Genomic DNA, 18,944 nt, shown 5'->3' with positions numbered 1-18,944 from the left:
GAATCTCCTTCGTATTCGGACGTTTTCTTGTTTCCTACTAACTGTTTACTTTTATCTATTTGTTCTGTGGCTCCTGTCCCACAACCTAAATACTGAGATACCGTCCAATGCCATCAAACAACAAGCCAACAAGTCTCCCCCGATCCCCCGCCATAATTTAGTTATTTCCCTATACCATCCCTCTTCCGAACGCCGTATACCCTTTTATTTTTGGATACAAAAAAACGCCTCTCTCAGATGAGAAAGACGCTTTTTTCATTTCTACTTATAAAGATCCGACTCGGCAACAATAATCCCCCACCCTTTTACCAACTCGGTGACTATAGGATGGGAGATGTGGACTTTTGCTAGTAACACAAATCGTAAAAACCCTTTATTTATCAGCTATTACTTATCATCCATGCGTAGAACAGCCATGAATGCTTCTTATAACCCTTGGTTATTTTATTGTATCACATCGAATCGTTGAAGCGTTTGTAAACGTTGATACAGCAAGCATTTATGATGACTTGAATATCATAGTGTATTTTGCTGTATCGAGTCAAACATGACTTTCATCCACCAAAAGCGGTGGATGTTCGGTGGCTAGGAATCGAGTGGATGTATTCTTTGCATATTATATAGGAAGTTTCTTATTTAGGAGTGAAAATGAAGAACCCGCTTCCGCTTAATGTGGAGACGGGTTGTCTTTTTTCTCTTCTTAAATAATCAGTTACATTAGCTGGGATTACCCCCTTTTAAATAGGAAGTCTCGCATTTTAATTCGGATGTTTTAGGTTAGATTCCGATATAAATATGGTCAGAATATGGTCAAAACAATAGCCTCGGCAACGGGCCGGGGCTTCCTCTTTCTACACATAACTAATCTTCATAGATTAAATGTGTAAGAATGAATAGCATAAATGAACTCAGATTGTATAAGAATAACCTTAAAAGTCACATGGAGGTTCTATGAAAAAAACGTCAGATTCATCAGGAAGTACATCCTTACCTGGCCGAGTTAAACTAAGTAGCGAAGAAATTACAAGAAGTCAGATAATGAATCAAGTTTTAAAGACTGAAAAGATGCGAGACGAGGTAAACCAAAAACAGGAAAATAATTTTTTATTAGAAGGTGAATAGATTCTTAATGCCCTGACTCTGTCATTTGTATATGAAACAATGAAAAAATGGGCCTATTTATTATCGGAAGCCGTGGACTAAATTCTTTACATAATTTAAGTTAGGCAGTATTAGTTGTAAAGTAGTGAAAAAATACTGTGCCCAGTTATGGTTGTAAAATAAATGCCTTATGGTACAAGTAGCACCCTTTGAGATTATTTCAAGGGTGCTGCTTTTTTGTCCAGTCTTCTTAGTAATGTCCAATATCATCTTATTGTACTTTTATTCGTAGCTTACCTCTTGTTCTATACCTGCCAATATATTCACTTCAAAAACTGCATGGGATTAACAAAATGATCTAAAGAACAATGTTTTCTATGTCCTACCTTTATGCTTTTCTTTCATAAATAATTCAAAAAAGGAGCTGTTACCAATTATTAACTGATCATCAAATTGATATATTTTTGTTTCGGGACCGATGAATGCCTTCATTTCTTGTGGCGAACCTACCGCTACAATTCTACTTGCGACGATCACAATGGAGGCTGGTTTGGGCTCATCCTCTAGGAATGTAAAAACTGCATTGCCAGAAAGAATCATATCTGCTTTTGTTTCTTTTTCCATTTTTCATTCAACACCCCAACTTCGCTTTATTTCTCATTTTTCAATCGGTTCATAATGTTTCCATCCCTAATGGTCATAATGGTGACTCGCTAGGTAGGATCTTGAGGTGGCTTCAACAGCAGACTGACAAATGCTCCGCCTAAAGCAATGCATGCTGTCAGTAAAAAGGTGTCAGAATAAGCAGCCATTTCAGCAGCAACCGGATTATCCTTATATTCATTTACTGTATGACTAAAGGTACGCATTGCTTGAAAGTTACTCAAGCAGGCAATCGCCACCGGTATGATTAGATTAGCTCCTGCTGCAGTTAAAGGTGTGATTCTACTGATCATCGAAGCCGGAGCTGATTGTAGAATATATGTGTTTAATGACATCATGCATAATCCCATTCCAATCCCAAGCAAACCAACTATTCCTGCAATTTGTAGATAATGTGTTATGTCACTTATCCGGGAAAGTAGTAATAAAGCCACAGCAATCATTCCCATACCAGAGCAAGCTAATGGCCGGATCCCGAAACGGTCGTATATTTTCCCACCTACTGGCATCAGCAAACCAGAGGTTATAGCAAGCATGCTCATAATTATTCCCGCATCGAAAGGGCTGTAAGAACGATATTTTTGCAAAAATATCGGAATAAATACTAGCGACCCATTTAGAGCTGCATATTGAATTGTACTGACAATCATGCCCCTGCGAAAGCGATAGGCACGAAATGCCCTTAATTCTAGAATGGGATTTTCATGACGGAGCTCATGGATACACAACCAAATCAGCAATAAAGTTCCTGTCCCCCCCATCATAATGGATCCCCACTTATTGGAACTATGCTGATTTATACTCAAAGCAAGAAGTACAAAAGCTGTTGGTGCAAACATAGCCCCAAGTCGATCAAACGGCTGCTGTTTATTGTGAGTTTTTTGAAGATGTACATGTTTACACAGATGGCGCAAGCCAAGCCAAACAGCCAGCGTTCCGATCGGAAGATTGATCAGAAAGATCCATTGCCAACCCATAGCCTCAAGAAACCAACCGGATAAAATCGGCCCTGTTGCTGGTGCAATCAGCATAGGTATACCAATCATCCCCATAATCTGTCCTTTTTTGTCTGGAGGCGCCAGCCTATAAATCATTGCCATGCCAATCGGCTGGATCACCCCCCCACCCAGTCCCTGAATGATACGGAAAGCGATAAGCTGTTCCGAATTTTGTGCCATCGAGCATAGCAGTGAACCAAAGATAAATAACATAATCGTCATTAAATAAGCCCGGCCTGCGCCAATTCTGTCAGAAAACCACCCTGAGATTGGAACGGTAGCTGCCATCGCCAACATATAGCCGTTGATAACCCACTGTAATGTCTCAAATGAAACCTGAAAATCCTGTGTCAGGCTTGGAATAGCTACATTCATCGCTGTACTATTGAGCATAACCATCATCATGCCAGGAATAATTGCAATTATGGCATAAATAAACGATTTACGATTTAACGTAACTACAGTATTCATATTTGAAGTTGCAGCAGATGCGTCTCTTTTAAACATGTACCCCTCTCCAATTCATATTGAAATAATGAACACGGTGTTGATTAACATTGATAATAAAATTATAATTGATTGACTCGGATATCCAATGTTCATCCGCTATCCTTGTGTTCATTAATCAACGGCAACTAGAAGAATGATCAGTAAGTTACTGAAATTTTGGAGGAAAATAATATGACAAATAGAATTGATCGCCGAATTCTCAGGACTCGTCAACTGTTACGCGAAGTGTTTCTTGATCTGGCGTTAGAAAACGGTATAGACAACATTACCGTAAAAGAACTGACCGATAGAGCTGGTTTGAACAGGGGCACCTTTTATTTGCATTATCAGGATATACAAGATTTTGTTGAACAATTTAAGAACGAAATACTGGAAGGCTTTTATTCAATAATTAAAAAGCTTGGTCACGAAATCGATCGGCAAGAGCCTTTTGCTGCCCCGCCACCTTATGGCTATGTTCGCCCCTTTGAATACGTGGTTGAACACAAACGATTCTTTCAGGTATTCATGAGACCAAATGGAGACACGTCCTTCGGATCTCGATTGACCCAATTAATACGTGAGCAGTTTCATGGTTCATATCGCTATTTCAAAACCGAAAACTTGAGTGGGATCCCCGTCAAACAGCAATATTTATTTGCCTACCTTGCCTCTGCCTATGTGGGAACCATTCACTTCTGGATACAGCGAGATCTCGACCTGTCACCAACAGAATTGACCATATTATTCTCACAAATCTCACGCCTCGGATCGGCGCACCTGAATTTTAATTTCTAAATCCAATCCCACATAAAGCTCTCAGAGTCTCCCTAAATCCAGGGAAGATCCATACTTCCACGGTGTGTCCAGATCACGAATAGTTCTCCCTTGCCTGCTTTCTCTTTTACAATTCGAATCCCATTTTTTGAACTTCCGCAATACCTCCTGTTCATTTGCGTAGGCTCGGCTACCCACTTAGTGGAAAAACGAAGTTCTGGGTGCTATTTCTTTCATATACAGAAAATCAGAACACTATGGAAAGGCAAAAGATAGTAAAAACCTTTAACGCTTGGAATAACTAAATCGAGCTTTAAAAAAGATTACAGCGATAATAAAGCAGCAGATGGTTTAGCCGGGAGGATGAAAATGCCCCGCTGCTGGTGATGGCTGAGGAACCAACAAAGTTGCCAGCGAAAAACGTTTGATATCTTCTCGCTGATTAAGAAGCTGTTCAAATAAAAAAGCCCTCCCAGGATTTATTGTCCGAGGGAGGGTTTCCGCATTAGTTGAAATGGTTGTTGCTCCATGCAAATAAGGTGTTAATTTGACGGCAAATTATTCAACTAACTGACAGGGTAGTTTAATATTATCTTATCGATAATGAATAACGACCTGTATCTTGTTGTATTCTGTTTTATTCTGTAATCATTGATATAACAAGGTTTTATAAGCACTGGGATATCATAATGTATTCTAGTTCATCATGTCAAATCTACGTTTTGCCACCAATAAGGGTGGCTACAGGGTGGCAGTGTTTTAATAAATAAATAAATCAATTAAACAAAAGAGACTATTATAATGGAAGTTTTAAAAAAATAATTATGGATAAAGATAAATTAGACATGTGGTTAGCAACTCAAGAAGAAATCTTAAAAAATTGTTGAGGAAGCTGAAAAGAACAATGATAGTGTAGCTTATTTTTGATCTTACCCCTGTCAAGTAGACAACTTTAAACAAGCCCCATCTAGGCTACCTGAGTTCGGTATTCTATCGGATTTTCCCCAACTAATTTTTCAAGGCTTTGCAAGGCATCTCCGGTAATATAGGATACTCGGGGTATCGATATGGTGTCCTATCGTAATCGAATCAGGTTTGCCCCATCGCTTCCAGACTCTCTGGAATAATCTGACCGCCATCAACGATGATGGTTTGGCCCGTAATATAACCTGCCTCCTTCGAAGCCAAAAAAAGAGCGGCGTAAGCGATATCTTCAACGCTTCCGAGCCGCTTGAGCGGGATGGACGCCGTCATCGCCTGCAGATAATGATCTCCAAGGCCATCCAAGCCTTCCGTCATTATGTTGCCGGGCATGACGGCGTTAATGGTAATGCTGTAACGCGCAAGCTCGAGCGCCGCACTGCGCATGAATCCAAGCTGAGCGGCTTTGCTTGCGCCGTAGTGCGACCATCCGGCATAGCCCGTGGCCGGCCCCGTAATCGAAGAGGTAACAATGATCCGACCGTATTCCGCCTTCTTCAGAAAGGGCAGGCAGGCTTGAAGGGAAAACAGAGTCCCGCGAGCATTCGTGTTCATCACCTGATCCCAATGCTCGCCGGTCATCTCCTCGATCGGCGCATTCGGAAAAATACCGGCATTGGCGCACAGCACGTCGATCCCCCCAAAAGTACCGGCCGTCTCGCTCGCAACGCACTTCATCGACTCCAAATCGGCGACATTGCCCTGGAAGGCATGAGCAATGCCTCCGTTCTTCCGGATTTCCACCGCGGTTTCCTCCGCTTTCGTCAGGCTGCGTGCGACGACCGCGACTTTCGCCCCCTGTGCGGCGAAGGTTCTCGCAATTCCTTTGCCGATTCCTTTGCTGGCTCCGGTCACTACGACCGTCTTATCCTTCAGTGGCGTCAGCATGTAGCAGCACTCCTATCCTCTGTTATATAAGTTACATTTTCCCATTGCTTGGATTCCTTATCATCGTACTACAAATCCAAACGTGGAGGCAATTTACTGAGCAGCCTTTTTTCATCTAGCGAAGGAACTGCACTGTACCACGGATTTGACTTAAAATAAGGTTTGGGTCACTAATGCCGAGATCCCTTGTAAGTGTTTTGTACCCTTGTTCACCGCTCAAATAAAGCCGTACGGCTTTTAACTTAAAATCCTTTGAATATGTTTTTTTAATTTCCCTATAGAAATTCCCCTCCTAGTTAATACAGTAAGGTGTCTTGCTTCTTACTGTCTACTAAAAGGGGATAATATCACCTGTCCACTTGCAACCCTTACCCGATCGGCAAGCTCCCCAAGATATTTAGCCTGCCTTCATGGAACTGATTTTTTACTATCCAGAAAAGTAAAAAGCCGATTTCCCTTATGCTACAGGAAATCGACCTCTCTCTGATCCTTCTACTATTTTTTTAACAGCTCGTTTAATTCTGGGGCCTCTGGATATTCAATTGGAGCTGTTCCGTAGTTTTTACCGTCCTCTGAATAAAACATGAGATTCTTATTCTCTCCTTCCACTATAAATAGGATACTTTTTGCATTAATCTCCTGTTTGTTTTCTGTGCCTACGAATGCAGGAACAGTATTTTTACTTGATTGTTCATATTTGAATTCCACAGCAAGACCTTCCTTAACAGTCTTGGCAACCGCTTCATTACTTTCATCAAAACGCATTACATATCCTGGATTGACTAAACGTTTGTTTGTCAACGTAAATATTGTTTTAAATATTTCATCCTCAGGTTTTACTATTTGTTTAGACCCTTGTTTGTAAACAATTATTTCTTGCGGAGCAGATAGAGTCTGTACTACTTTCTCATCTGAAGAGGTAGAAGTAGCCGTTTGTTGTGATTCTGGTTTAGCTTGCTCTTGTGTCGCTGTTGCTGGGACATCTGTTGACTTTTGATTATTCCCACAGGCAGATGCTAATGCGGCTACTAGAAGTACCACCGGAATCCATGTTGTTTTGTTCATGATTGTTATCCCCTTTTTCTAATTTGCTATTTCACTCGGAGTATGACGAGTTAACTCAATAAAAAGTTACCTATTAAATATCGGTAATACGTGAAGATTTAAAATGAGTAATTATCCAACACTTTTTAAAAGCCCTTCTATATCTTTAGACGGAGTTCTTACTTAATAGAATGGGTTTATTTATTCTGCGGCTCCTGCCCACTTGTAATCCTTACCCGATCAGCAAGCTCCCCAAGGTATTGGTCAATAGAATTCTTACAAATTTGTCATGTAAATGTAAGGTTATCCAATATGAACTATCGAGTAAATTAATTAAACTCTGTATCGAACCTAAAAAATTAGATTCCGTGTTTAGACTTTTTTAGAACAAATCACTTACTTCCTAATTTTAAATGAGTTTTTAATGGAAGTCGCTGAAGTTTCTAACCTCTCTTTAATGGAGAAAGTGGCGGTAAAGTTCCTTGAAAGCTCCAAAAAAGATACCTATGAATCATTAGAGAATCTATTTGAAATAGCCGGAACTTTTGGGAATAAAAACGTGAGGTTAACCCTTTACAATGTCATTATTAAATACTCTAGAACACACGGAGTCTCGCAATACATAGCTAAAGGGTTATATCAAAAATACATTATCGAGAGAGAAGACCTAAAACATCTGGAGGAGTCGTTCAAAGTTGGAGAAGAGTGTCTGCATTATGTCGATTTTCTTTCCCAAGAAGAAAAAATCACTCTCTACTATAGAATGGCACTTCACGCACATAATATTAAAAAGTACGACAAATGTGTAGAGTTAGGTAAAATAGGTCATGCCAAAGACGCAACAAACAATGAGCTGAAAGAAAGAGTTGCTCTAGCGATTTGTAATTCCTATTTCTATACAAATAAATTTGAAGAAATGAAAAAACATCTTCAAATTTATGAACAATTAGGCTATCAATTTATCTTGAAGCGAGTAAAGTATTTGCGTGCAATTATTCTCGCAAAAACTGGACAATATCAGGAAGCAGTTCCATTACTGAGAGAATGTGTGGAAGAAGAAAAAGACAACAATCGTTTGCACAGAGTTAATCAGCTAGTAGAGGCACTACTCAGTATCAATGATGTAGATTCGGTTCAGGAGATTGTAGAACGAGAGGAGAAAAATTTTTCGTTTGACTTTAATAATGTTTATCACTTATCCGAACTGGGGAAATATTTCAAGAATAAAGGTGCGTTTCTTGTAGATCGTGGCTTGTTTGATGAGGGGATGGAATCCTATCTTCAAGGTATGAATTATTTCAGTAAAATAAATGCTCTAAATGATATCGTTGAATGTGCCGAAGATATTCATACCCATCATTGTGAACAAGGCAAAGAAATGAATTTGGGTCTTTTGAAAAAGATGAAAGAAGTGTATAATATAGTAAATAATGGTGATGGAAGGGGAGACAAAAATGAAGAAACGTCTAACTGTACTGATGACTGCTTCACTGGTATTATTTAGCTCTCTTTTCGCTGTCGCAATTTCCAGTAACTCAGAAAATCATGTAGTCTACAGTAGTATCAAGGTATATACTGATAATCCTGGTCATTAACTTCTAAGGCTTAAAGAACACTGCTGACAGTGTTCTTTTTTTTGTGCTATTTTGTCGAAATATAGCGAACGTTTCATATCTGACGTTTTCAGGTAGGTCATGCAACTTATGGTAAAATAATACACAGGAGGAAAAAGGAGGTGTTTAGAATTAGTTTGTGCCTTTTAATAATACAAAGAGGCGTTCCCTCCGCCGCTAAACTTACGGGAACGCCCCCACCTTGAGCAACAAAAAAAGTTACTCAAGGATATTCTACCACTCATTTACAGAATATGAAAACAGAAAATTCTCAACTAGAAAATAATTTACTGAAGCTTATAGAAATCCTCCGTAAAGAGTTAGAGCATCGGTATTTCAAAAAAGGTTCCTTTTTACATCCAGAAGTATTGCAGATGAGCCAACAACTAGATGAGTACATTGTTATCTTTCAGAAGCTTAGACGCTAGTTGGTCGATATAAATAAGCTGTACGGGAAACTTACGAAACCCAGTAGGGGGAATAATTAAAAAGCCGTTTTTCAGCTATTTACTAAAGACCTCCTAGTAGGTTTACAACATGTTAATATGAGACAATTCATTTCCTTTAGTTGAAAATGAAATCTCTAAAGAAAACGAAAAGGAATCAATATTAGACATTGCTTATGATCAGGAACCACCATCAGATACGATTTACGTTTCGATCAGGTATAGGCGATGCTGGCTAAAAAGATGCTACTCGGATATCGCTACTACAACTCTAATGCTTTAAAAGCCAGAGGATAAGGGGAAATAAAAGGGATTTGATTATCCCTACAGAAAATTCATTTGTAAAAATAAGGTAAATACAATATGATGTAAAGAGAGGAATTAAAATGAAAAAAACATGCAAACTTGTAACTGCTCTATGCTTAACAGGATTTTTAGCAACTTCTCTCACTCCATCAGCAGTTTTTGCACAAGAAGATGCTACAACCTACGTTAATGAACAAGGTTTGAAATTTCAAACATTAGAGGTAGATACTGAAGCTCTTTCAATCGTTACTAAAAATTTGAAAACTGTTAGAGAGAATGTATTTTTGGATGAGGATGGTTTTTATCACCTAAAACCTGAGTTAAAAGAGCTACTGGGTGAAGAAGAATATGAATTCTTTGTAAAATCCAACGAAAAAATTAATCAACTTATTAAAGATGGGATCATTAAAGTTGATGAAGATGATCAGATTATTAAAAACGCTAACAAAGCGAAAATAAAAGCTTCCGAAGACGCATATGAGGATTTTGAATATTTTTGGTGGGGTACTCATTATGTTTTTAATAAAAAACAAGCTGATAACTTTCAGCAATCACTAGAGGATGCCGAAGAAGCATATGATTTTTACTCCATTGCTTTAATTATGGTTCCCGAAATATACTATTCGAAGCTCCTCTCTCTTACTACTCAATTACTTAGCAAACGCGCTAGTAGCATAGCTAAGAAGATAGATAGAAACAAGACCAAAAAAGGTGTCTATTGTGATTTTGGTTGGGATGGATTGACAACTAATATTTACGGGCGTTAATTAACTGTATTTAAAAGCCGCATATTTGCGGCTATACTTCATTATTAGGAGGGTTGTTTGGAATGAATGTAACCGCAATGAATATTGGATTGTTTTTAGTTATTGCAATACTGTTAGTTTCTTTATTTTTTACAAATAGAAAAAATCCAAAAAAATCGTCAGTTAAAATCTATATACTCAACATTATTATTCTGAGTATTATCTTAGGCAACTATTTCTACAACAACTATAGTGGACTTAACTCTATTTTTATACCTATCGTTTATATTCTGGTGATATTATTGAACCTCCAGCAAATTATAAGAGGATTAAAAAATAATAACTTGAAATAATTTGTTCCTGATTATCAAACGTCCGAATTTGAGAATTCGGACGTTTTGTTGGTATTAGCTATTATTTATTCTTTTTTCTTATAACATAAATTACTTATTCTGCGGCTCCTGCCCACTAGCAATCCTTACCCGCTCGGCAAGCTCCCCAATGTATTCCGCTTGTTCCTTCATCCCCATTGCGTTACTTACTTTCCATTGTGTTTTCAATACCAGAATAATTTCATCTGCTAGCATTCTATCCACAGTTGTTTCCCCCTTCATCATTGCATTCCAAAAATCTTTTTCCATACAGTTCATATCTACATTGCCTTTAATACCAGCCACTTTCCCACAATCGGAATACTGGAATACCGCCCATCGGCTCCATGTAGGGTTTAGCATAGGTTGGTTTGTATTGTAATGAGCTACCCATAATGGATAGCTAGCGAGAGCTTTACCAAGGTAACGTTTAGCAAAATAAGCTCCTGTATAGATCATAGGCATTTTTCCTGTGTTTTCTTTAACATGGTTAAGAAACCCAAGGCAAAACGTTGTAATCTGTGCAGGTTGTTAACCCTTTGTCCGTCTCAATATCAAGCACTAGCGGCATATCACACGGTAGCCCTTTGACCGCTTTCACAAAATGCTCCGCTTGTGCCTGGGCAGATAAATCAGGGTGGGCAAAATGATAATACCCCACCTTGATTCCAGCTTTATAGGCTCCCTGGGCGTTTTCTTTCAGTTTCTTATCAACTAGGCTTGTCCCTTCTGTTGCCTTAATAAAAGCGTACTTCACGCCGTCAGATGCAACTTGATTCCAATTGATTTCCCCTTACCATTTAGACACGTCTATTCCCTTGATATTGATTTCATTTTTTGCTTGCCCTCTCCTTTATCTTTTAGAACCTCTACAGCTCGTTTAACCACGTCTGGTACTGGTAAGCCGCTACGTCCAGCGTTCTCTAAAATGGACAGCAGTTCATTAGCCATATCCGCTTGCGTAGTCAATACCTACAAAAAAAATTAATACAGTGAGTAAATAAGACCATCCACCAAAAAGAAACGTAACTGCCGCACCTCCTACGGCTGATAGAACCTTGAGTAAGGTTTCCATGTATCTATCCCTTTCAAATTAAGATAGGGAGCCGTGGCCCCCTTTATTTTTGGAACTAAAAAACGCCTCTCTCGGATGAGAAAGACGTTTTACATTTCTACTCATAAAGCTCGGTACTCGGCAACAAGGAGTGGACATATTCGAACAACCTCATGAATGAGGTTAAATAATCCCCCACCCTTTTACCAATCCGCTGGCTATAGGATGGGGGAAGAGCGAATTTTTCTAGTAACACAAATCGAAAAACCCTTTTATTTATCAGCTATTACTTATCATCCATGCGTAGAACTGCCATGAACGCTTCTTGTGGCACTTCTACGGAACCTACCGCTTTCATGCGCTTTTTACCTTCTTTTTGCTTCTCTAATAGCTTCCGTTTACGGGAAATGTCTCCCCCGTAACATTTCGCTAATACATTCTTGCGCATTGCGCTAATCGTTTCACGTGCTACGATCTTTTGACCGATAGCTGCTTGAATTGGTACCTCAAACTGCTGGCGAGGAATTAACTTTCTTAGCTTCTCACAAATCACTTTACCACGCGGATAAGCGGTATCCTTGTGTACGATAAAGGATAGGGCATCGACGATCTCACCGTTTAGGAGAATATCCATTCTCACTAGCTTGGATGGTTTATAGCCCGCCATTTCGTAATCAAAGGAAGCGTATCCTTTCGTGCCTGATTTTAACATATCAAAGAAATCATATACGATTTCAGACAGTGGCATATCATATTTCAATTGAACACGATTTTCACCTAAATATTGCATATCAAGGAAATCACCACGCTTGCCTTGGCAGAGCTGCATAACATCCCCAACATAATCTTTTGGTACCATGACCGTGGATGTTACATATGGCTCCTCAATTTGCTCGATCTTTTGTACTTCAGGCATTTTAGACGGGTTATCAATTTCAATAACCTCACCATCGGTTTGCGTAATACGATAAATTACGCTTGGCGCTGTCGTAATCAGATCAATATTGAATTCACGTTCAATACGCTCCTGAATGATTTCCATGTGCAAAAGTCCTAGGAATCCGCAACGGAAACCGAAACCAAGCGCTTGCGATGTTTCTGGTTCAAATTGCAGGGAAGCATCATTAAGTTGCAATTTATCAAGAGCATCACGTAGATCATTGTAATCACTGGTATCAATTGGATAAAGTCCACAGAATACCATGGAATTAATTTTACGATAGCCAGGCAAAGCTTCCGTAGCTGGACGAATTGCATCTGTAATCGTATCACCGACTCTAGTATCCCCAACGGTCTTAATAGCAGCGGCTACGTAGCCTACATCTCCAACCGTTAATTCATCCACTGGAGTCTGACGAGGCATAGAAGTACCTACTTCCGTAACCTCAAACGTCTTGTTGGTTGCCATCATCTTAATTTTCATACCTTTTTTCAAGGTACCATTGACGATACGCACGGAAGCAATAACACCTCGATACGCATCAAAATAAGAGTCAAAAATTAGTGCTTGCAATGGAGCCTCAGGGTCCCCTGTTGGAGCTGGCACTTTTTGCACGACAGCTTCCAGCACATCTTTAATACCAATTCCTGATTTTGCTGAAGTAAGAACTGCGTCGCTCGTATCAAGACCGATGACGTCCTCTACTTCTTGTTTAACACGATCTGGTTCCGCACTTGGCAAATCAATCTTATTAATGATTGGAATGATTTCCAGATTGTTATCAAGCGCCAGATATACGTTTGCTAAAGTCTGTGCTTCAATACCTTGCGCTGCATCCACGACTAACAGCGCTCCTTCACAAGCCGCCAAACTACGTGATACTTCATAAGTGAAGTCGACGTGTCCTGGTGTATCGATTAAGTGAAGAATATACTCCTCGCCATCGTCTGCTTTGTAATTCAGGCGAACAGCGTTTAATTTAATCGTAATGCCACGCTCTCTTTCCAAATCCATTGTATCAAGAAACTGCGCTTCCATCTCACGAGCAGTCAAAGCTCCCGTCAGTTCAAGAATACGGTCTGCCAGGGTAGATTTCCCATGGTCAATATGGGCGATGATAGAGAAATTGCGAATTTTTTTCTGCCTTTCCAGACGATCCATTTCTTCGTTCCCTCCCACGGATAGAATGATCTGCTCATTCGTATCCGCTAAAAAATACACTAAGATTAATAATAGCAAAAAGCTAGTATTTGAGCAAGAAATGGCTATTGATAAACGCACCTATTTCTTTTCTGCGCTCCCTCTTCTCATGAACTTGTGATACATTGAAAGCAACAGTGTCCCCACTTTTATAAAGTACACAGATATTGGTTGACTGTGAATCGTTCACGAAGGAGAGATACTATGTTTTTGTTAGACCGCTTGATTTATGCAACAAATCGCCCCGATGAAATTAACCGAATAGTAACACAGGAGCGAGGCTATACCTGTATTGCTACTGGCCAATCCTTCCCTGGGATTGCTACACGTCTCTATCCGCTAGCTGGCGGGGGGTTTCTAGAGGTTGCTTACATAGAAGATGAATCCCGTGTGCCAGAGTCAGAATCTGGTCTGGCGCTACAAGCCTTTATTCAAAAACACCAAGAAGGTTATTATACGTTAGTCTTAGAAACCGATGATATTAATCACGTAGAAAACATCTTACACCAAGAAGGCTATCCCATACATTTTTCCGGCACGCAGCAAATTGCTCTTCCTTCAGGGGAACAGATGATGATGCGTATGCTTGGTACATATGAACATCTGCCTTGGTTTGTTCAATATGAAAAACCAACAACACCTCGACCTGGATATCCTCAAGCAGCTATCATCCGTACAGCATCATTGGTAGCTGATGTTCATTTGTTGGAAAAATTAGTTGGATTTTCAGCAACCATGGGACAATATCTGGACATGAAAACAGGTTTCCTCCCGCTTGCAAATGCATCCTTACGCTTTGAATCAGCAGATTCTTACGGCTTTAGTTATTTTGAACCTAAAGGACTGCTCCTGGATAATACCAAATACGTGTAAGACTCTTACTCTAGGTATGTACCATTTTGGTTTGGCACAAACTTCTTACCTCTTTTGTAGACCATAACAAATTTGCTATTTCATTTACATTTTATACAGACTCGGTGCCAGCCGAGTTTTTTTATGCCACAGAAATACTTCAGGCACACCTTCTCTCCCTGTACACGACTACTTTATCGTTCAAACTACCTATTTATTATTGTTTACAGACAAGTTTCGTATGCTTATGTTTACCTGCTTCCAATCTGACTCGCAGAACTTGATATGCACTGAGTCTAAAAGAGTTTAGGCATCCCCATCTCTGTGTGAACACATGGTCAGGCACCAATTCCGCCAAGGTAGCATATGGTAAAATTGTTGCGCAAGGGCAAATATTTGTGATAAAGTTGACCTCAGGAAACTTTTTAGCATAAAGATAAAAAACTTGTAGGAGGACAACTATGCAACTATTGAAAAAATCACTTTGGTTTTCATTCCTTAGTACTTCTGTCTTAGCTTTGTCACTTATGCTGACAGGCTGCGGACAACAAGTGACTAGCGGTGATAAACAGCAAGCCCAACACGAAGGAACATGGAAAATCACCACCACTACTGGTATGGTTGCAGATATCGTGGCAAAGGTCGGTGGAGATCAAGTAGAGGTTACTCAATTAATGGGTGCTGGTGTAGACCCCCATTTATACAAAGCATCTCAAGGAGATATCAAACGAATTGAAGATGCCGACATCGTCTTTTATTCCGGTCTTCATCTCGAAGGTAAAATGGTCGATATATTCGAACAAATGAGCAAGAAGAAACCTGTAATTGCGGTCACGAAACAAATCCCTAAAGAATTATTACATGCAGATCCTGAGTCACCGGATCAGCCAGATCCACACGTTTGGTTCGATGTATCCCTGTGGATGAAAGCTGTAGAACAGGTTCGTGACTCGTTATCTGAAATCGATACCCTACATAAAGATATGTATCAGACAAATGCAACAAACTATTTAAAACAATTGCAAGAATTACACGATTATGCCAAAGAACAGGTTGCCACTGTTCCGAAAGAGCAACGTGTTCTAGTAACTGCTCATGATGCTTTTGCTTATTTTGGTAAGGCATATGATATTGAAGTTGTAGGCTTACAAGGGATTAGTACAGCTTCTGAATATGGATTAAAAGACGTTCAGAACTTAGTAACTACCCTTGTTGATCGAAAAATAAAGGCTGTTTTTGTGGAATCCTCGGTTCCAAAGCGTTCGATTGAAGCTGTAGTTGAAGGTGCTTCTGCAAAAAAACACAACGTTGTCATCGGCGGCGAATTATTCTCTGATGCAATGGGAACGCCTGGCACACCTGAGGGGAACTACATCGGTATGGTAAAGCATAATATAGATACAATTGTCTCTGCTCTCAAATAAAAAAGGAGGGTCCTATATGAATCCCGTTACATCATACGAACCACTCTCCGTCAGTGATTTGACGGTTGCCTATCAGAAAAAACCAGTCCTTCGCAATGTCACACTTACCATTCCTGAAGGCAAATTAATCGGAATTATTGGACCCAATGGTGCAGGGAAATCAACGTTTATCAAAGCCATTCAAGGGCTCATCCCTGCTGCCTCTGGCGAAGTCCACATCTATGGAAAACCCTATCGCGAGCAACGCAAGCTAGTAGGCTATGTCCCTCAACGTGAAACCGTAGACTGGGATTTTCCCACAGATGCTCTTGATGTTGTCCTAATGGGGCGTTATGGACGACTTGGCTGGTTCCGTAGACCTGGTAAAACAGACAAGGAATGGGCAATGGAATGCCTACGTAAAGTAGGTATGGCTGATTTTGCCGATCGTCAAATCAGTCAGCTTTCGGGTGGACAACAGCAGCGTGTCTTCCTAGCGCGTGCTTTAGCCCAGGAGGCTCAAATCTATTTCATGGATGAACCCTTCGCAGGTGTTGATGCTGCTACTGAGAAAGCAATCATTCTCCTTTTGAATGAATTAAAGGAACAGAATAAAACCGTTTTGGTCGTTCACCACGATCTTCAAACTGTTATCGAATATTTTGACTGGATTATCATGATTAATAAACGAATGATCGTAAATGGTCCAACAGAAGATACCTTCACTACAGAGAATTTACAAAAAACCTACGGAGGCCGCTTACAAATCTTAGGTGATCGGCTGGCCCTTTCCACAGACAGGTCCAAGCAGGAGGGGTCAAAATGAGTTGGTGGCAGGCTTTGCAAGATCCCAACACGCAATGGGTGCTAGCCGGTTGCATTCTACTTGGAATCAGTAGCGGAGTACTCGGTTGCTTTGCCTTTCTCCGCGGTCGTTCATTGATGGGTGATGCTCTAGCTCATGCAGCATTACCAGGTGTTTGCCTAGTCTTTTTACTTACTGGCTCAAAATCAGTTGGCTTATTTTTACTTGGTGCAGGCCTATCCGGGCTAGTTGCTACTTACTTTATCAGCATGATTTCGCGTCACTCACGGATTAAAGAAGATACTGCCCTTGCGATTATATTGTCCGTATTCTTCGGAATCGGAATCGTATTACTTACTTATATCCAGCATAGCTCCAGTGGTAATCAAAGCGGTCTGGATAAATTCTTGTTTGGTCAAGCTGCCTCTTTAGTAGGTAACGATGTCAATACAATGGTTGTTGTAGGCGCTATTTTAATTTTGTTAACAAGCTTATTGTTTAAAGAATTTAAATTACTTTCCTTTGACGCAGGATTTGGTCGTGGATTGGGATTGCCAATGGGGATGCTAGACGGACTATTAATGGTCATGTTACTGATGTCTGTCGTAATTGGTCTGCAAGCGGTAGGAGTTGTCTTAATGGCAGCCATGCTGATTACCCCAGCAGTTACAGCCCGCTATTGGACTAATAAACTTGGGTCAATGGTTATACTCTCCGGTGTATTCGGGGCATTGAGCGGAGCTTTTGGAACATTACTTAGCACACAGGTTCAAAATTTACCGACTGGTCCTATTATCGTGCTGGGTGCTACAACTTTATTCTTGTTTTCACTCATCTTTTCTCCAAGTCGTGGCGTATTGTTTAAACTAATTCGATTTTTACGTTTGCGGAATCAAGTTTTGCAGCAAGATGTCTTGCGCTCTCTATATGAATGTATGGAACAGGAGATTAAACAACGGCGAATATCCCATAATGTGTATATACCTGTGGAGCGGGTCAGTCAAAAAAGTGGAAAAGCACACGCTACTGTAATCAAAGCCTTATCTAGCTTACAAAAAAAGGGTTGGGTTGCCTTTAACGAAAGTCGCCGGGAGCATTGGACATTTACTAAAACAGGTGTAGAAAAAGCACACGATCTCATTTTAGATCAGCGCCTCTGGGATTTATTCCTAATGAATGAACAAAAGTATCAAGGTTATAGTGTTGATCAGAATGAAGAGTTAATTGTAACTCAATTAACCAAACCACAATTGCAACAAATGGTAGCAGAGTTAGAACACTATGACATGACACCTTTACTTCTCGGACATATGTCCCCCCCTACTTCCAGAAAAAAATCGGAGCAGGGAGGCGTTCCCGTATGAACAGTTTTTGGATTATTTTAACTGGATCATTGGTAGCCGCGACATGCGGCTTCCTGGGTTGTTTTCTTATTTTAAGACGAATGGCTATGCTAGGTGATGCGATAAGTCATGCTATTCTGCCTGGTATTGCCCTAGCATTTCTTATTACCAGTAGTCGAGAAACGTTACCTATGCTAATCGGTGCGGGGTCATTTGGCCTTCTGACTGTCTTTTTGATTCAACTTTTTCGTAACAGTGGTGTTAAATCAGATGCGGCTATCGGGGTAACATTTACCGCTCTCTTTTCCATTGGGGTGGTTATAATCTCCCTGTTTAGTTCGCAAGTCGATCTAGATTTGGATTGTGTACTATATGGAGAAATCGCATATGTACCATGGGATACGCTAACGATTGGTGATTTGGAGCTGGGTCCAAGAGCAATCTGGGGAATTGGAATCGTCTTTTTAGTCAGCCTGTTGGTTATCTCTCTGTTTTACAAACAATTTAAGCTCTGCACATTCGATCCTGCAATGGCAGCAGCTATTGGTATTCCGGTCGCCTTGTTCCACTATCTCTTAATGGGACTTGTCTCCATGGCCACTGTCGCCTCTTTTGAAAGCGTTGGTGCCATCTTGGTTGTAGCCATGCTTGTTGTGCCCGGAGCAACCGCCTACCTGCTGACAGACCGTCTACCTGTCATGCTGGGGTTAAGCATGCTGATCGGAGTTCTATGCTCTGCACTCGGTTATGCATTGGCAACTTGGTTGGATAGCTCTATCGCTGGCGCTATGACAGTAATCGCAGGACTATTATTCGCCCTAGCCTTTGTATTTTCGCCACGATATGGTCTTATCTCTAAGCTACTTGCCCGCCGTAGCTTACGTGTATCCGAGCAGGAATAGTTGCTCTTCCTTTTTTAGCGCT

General features: G+C 40.3%; 19 protein-coding genes. 10 read left to right on the top strand and 9 right to left on the bottom strand.

Annotated features, from left to right (window positions below; translation table 11 throughout):
* Positions 1-951 precede the first annotated feature (951 nt).
* Positions 952-1,122 carry a hypothetical protein gene (locus ACQV1I_RS07690; RefSeq protein ID WP_161555057.1) on the top strand — a complete coding sequence of 57 codons (171 nt, stop codon included), beginning with the start codon at positions 952-954 and terminating at the stop codon, positions 1,120-1,122.
* 354 nt (positions 1,123-1,476) lie between these two features.
* On the opposite strand, the gene ACQV1I_RS07685 is transcribed toward ACQV1I_RS07690, so the two are convergent.
* Together ACQV1I_RS07685 and ACQV1I_RS07680 are read right to left on the bottom strand one after the other, a co-directional pair.
* Positions 1,477-1,725, bottom strand: coding sequence for a hypothetical protein (locus ACQV1I_RS07685; RefSeq protein ID WP_116333240.1), 249 nt, complete (start codon positions 1,723-1,725; stop codon positions 1,477-1,479).
* Between the two features lie 89 nt (positions 1,726-1,814).
* Entirely contained in the window at positions 1,815-3,269 is a 1,455-nt protein-coding gene (locus tag ACQV1I_RS07680) for an MDR family MFS transporter (RefSeq protein WP_116333239.1), read from the bottom strand.
* A gap of 174 nt (positions 3,270-3,443) precedes the next feature.
* Here ACQV1I_RS07680 and ACQV1I_RS07675 point away from each other — a divergent pair, with 174 nt between their 5' ends.
* A complete protein-coding gene (locus ACQV1I_RS07675; RefSeq protein ID WP_116333238.1) occupies positions 3,444-4,049 on the top strand; it encodes a TetR/AcrR family transcriptional regulator in 606 nt (201 codons plus the stop codon).
* Positions 4,050-5,117: 1,068 nt separating this feature from the next.
* On the opposite strand, the gene fabG is transcribed toward ACQV1I_RS07675, so the two are convergent.
* Positions 5,118-5,897, bottom strand: coding sequence for a 3-oxoacyl-ACP reductase FabG (gene fabG, locus ACQV1I_RS07670; protein ID WP_094700326.1), 780 nt, complete (start codon positions 5,895-5,897; stop codon positions 5,118-5,120).
* Positions 5,898-6,392: 495 nt separating this feature from the next.
* Positions 6,393-6,962, bottom strand: a complete 570-nt coding sequence (locus ACQV1I_RS07665; RefSeq protein WP_094700325.1) for a hypothetical protein — start codon at positions 6,960-6,962, stop codon at positions 6,393-6,395.
* Positions 6,963-7,365: 403 nt separating this feature from the next.
* Here ACQV1I_RS07665 and ACQV1I_RS07660 point away from each other — a divergent pair, with 403 nt between their 5' ends.
* The 3 genes from ACQV1I_RS07660 to ACQV1I_RS07650 all read left to right on the top strand — a co-directional run bounded on the left by ACQV1I_RS07660 (position 7,366) and on the right by ACQV1I_RS07650 (position 10,073).
* Complete coding sequence (locus ACQV1I_RS07660; protein WP_236645693.1) at positions 7,366-8,445, top strand: tetratricopeptide repeat protein; 1,080 nt, start codon at positions 7,366-7,368, stop codon at positions 8,443-8,445.
* A 363-nt stretch (positions 8,446-8,808) separates the two neighbouring features.
* On the top strand, positions 8,809-8,982 hold the full coding sequence (locus tag ACQV1I_RS07655) for an aspartyl-phosphate phosphatase Spo0E family protein (RefSeq protein ID WP_116333237.1): 174 nt from the start codon (positions 8,809-8,811) through the stop codon (positions 8,980-8,982).
* A gap of 404 nt (positions 8,983-9,386) precedes the next feature.
* Complete coding sequence (locus tag ACQV1I_RS07650; RefSeq protein WP_116333236.1) at positions 9,387-10,073, top strand: hypothetical protein; 687 nt, start codon at positions 9,387-9,389, stop codon at positions 10,071-10,073.
* A 422-nt stretch (positions 10,074-10,495) separates the two neighbouring features.
* Here the strand turns inward: ACQV1I_RS07650 and ACQV1I_RS07645 are convergent, their stop codons facing one another.
* The 5 genes from ACQV1I_RS07645 to lepA all read right to left on the bottom strand — a co-directional run bounded on the left by ACQV1I_RS07645 (position 10,496) and on the right by lepA (position 13,578).
* A complete protein-coding gene (locus ACQV1I_RS07645; protein WP_268878059.1) occupies positions 10,496-10,888 on the bottom strand; it encodes a GH25 family lysozyme in 393 nt (130 codons plus the stop codon).
* 25 nt (positions 10,889-10,913) lie between these two features.
* Positions 10,914-11,210, bottom strand: coding sequence for a glycoside hydrolase family 25 protein (locus ACQV1I_RS07640; protein ID WP_116333233.1), 297 nt, complete (start codon positions 11,208-11,210; stop codon positions 10,914-10,916).
* A 23-nt stretch (positions 11,211-11,233) separates the two neighbouring features.
* Positions 11,234-11,374 carry a phage holin family protein gene (locus ACQV1I_RS07635; RefSeq protein WP_438769143.1) on the bottom strand — a complete coding sequence of 47 codons (141 nt, stop codon included), beginning with the start codon at positions 11,372-11,374 and terminating at the stop codon, positions 11,234-11,236.
* Positions 11,367-11,498 (bottom strand): phage holin family protein, encoded by a 132-nt coding sequence (locus ACQV1I_RS07630; RefSeq protein WP_438769142.1) that lies wholly within the window; start codon positions 11,496-11,498, stop codon positions 11,367-11,369. The genes ACQV1I_RS07635 and ACQV1I_RS07630 overlap by 8 nt, the downstream gene beginning before the upstream one ends.
* Positions 11,499-11,763: 265 nt before the next feature.
* Entirely contained in the window at positions 11,764-13,578 is a 1,815-nt protein-coding gene (gene lepA, locus ACQV1I_RS07625; RefSeq protein WP_116333280.1) for a translation elongation factor 4, read from the bottom strand.
* Between the two features lie 243 nt (positions 13,579-13,821).
* Here lepA and ACQV1I_RS07620 point away from each other — a divergent pair, with 243 nt between their 5' ends.
* From ACQV1I_RS07620 to ACQV1I_RS07600, 5 genes are all read left to right on the top strand, one after another.
* Positions 13,822-14,490, top strand: coding sequence for a VOC family protein (locus tag ACQV1I_RS07620; protein WP_104033026.1), 669 nt, complete (start codon positions 13,822-13,824; stop codon positions 14,488-14,490).
* 440 nt (positions 14,491-14,930) lie between these two features.
* Positions 14,931-15,893, top strand: a complete 963-nt coding sequence (locus tag ACQV1I_RS07615; RefSeq protein ID WP_116333232.1) for a metal ABC transporter solute-binding protein, Zn/Mn family — start codon at positions 14,931-14,933, stop codon at positions 15,891-15,893.
* A gap of 16 nt (positions 15,894-15,909) precedes the next feature.
* Positions 15,910-16,698, top strand: coding sequence for a metal ABC transporter ATP-binding protein (locus tag ACQV1I_RS07610; protein WP_116333231.1), 789 nt, complete (start codon positions 15,910-15,912; stop codon positions 16,696-16,698).
* The gene (locus tag ACQV1I_RS07605) at positions 16,695-18,041 is read left to right on the top strand and encodes a metal ABC transporter permease (protein ID WP_094700310.1); all 1,347 of its coding nucleotides are present in this window, start codon (positions 16,695-16,697) and stop codon (positions 18,039-18,041) included. Before ACQV1I_RS07610 ends, ACQV1I_RS07605 begins: the two co-directional genes overlap by 4 nt.
* Positions 18,038-18,922, top strand: a complete 885-nt coding sequence (locus tag ACQV1I_RS07600) for a metal ABC transporter permease (RefSeq protein WP_018672919.1) — start codon at positions 18,038-18,040, stop codon at positions 18,920-18,922. Before ACQV1I_RS07605 ends, ACQV1I_RS07600 begins: the two co-directional genes overlap by 4 nt.
* Positions 18,923-18,944: the final 22 nt, after the last annotated feature.

This window comes from Brevibacillus sp. JB24b (assembly GCF_051713385.1).
Taxonomy (GTDB): domain Bacteria; phylum Bacillota; class Bacilli; order Brevibacillales; family Brevibacillaceae; genus Brevibacillus_B; species Brevibacillus_B laterosporus.
This window is presented reverse-complemented; position numbering and strand designations above follow the sequence as displayed.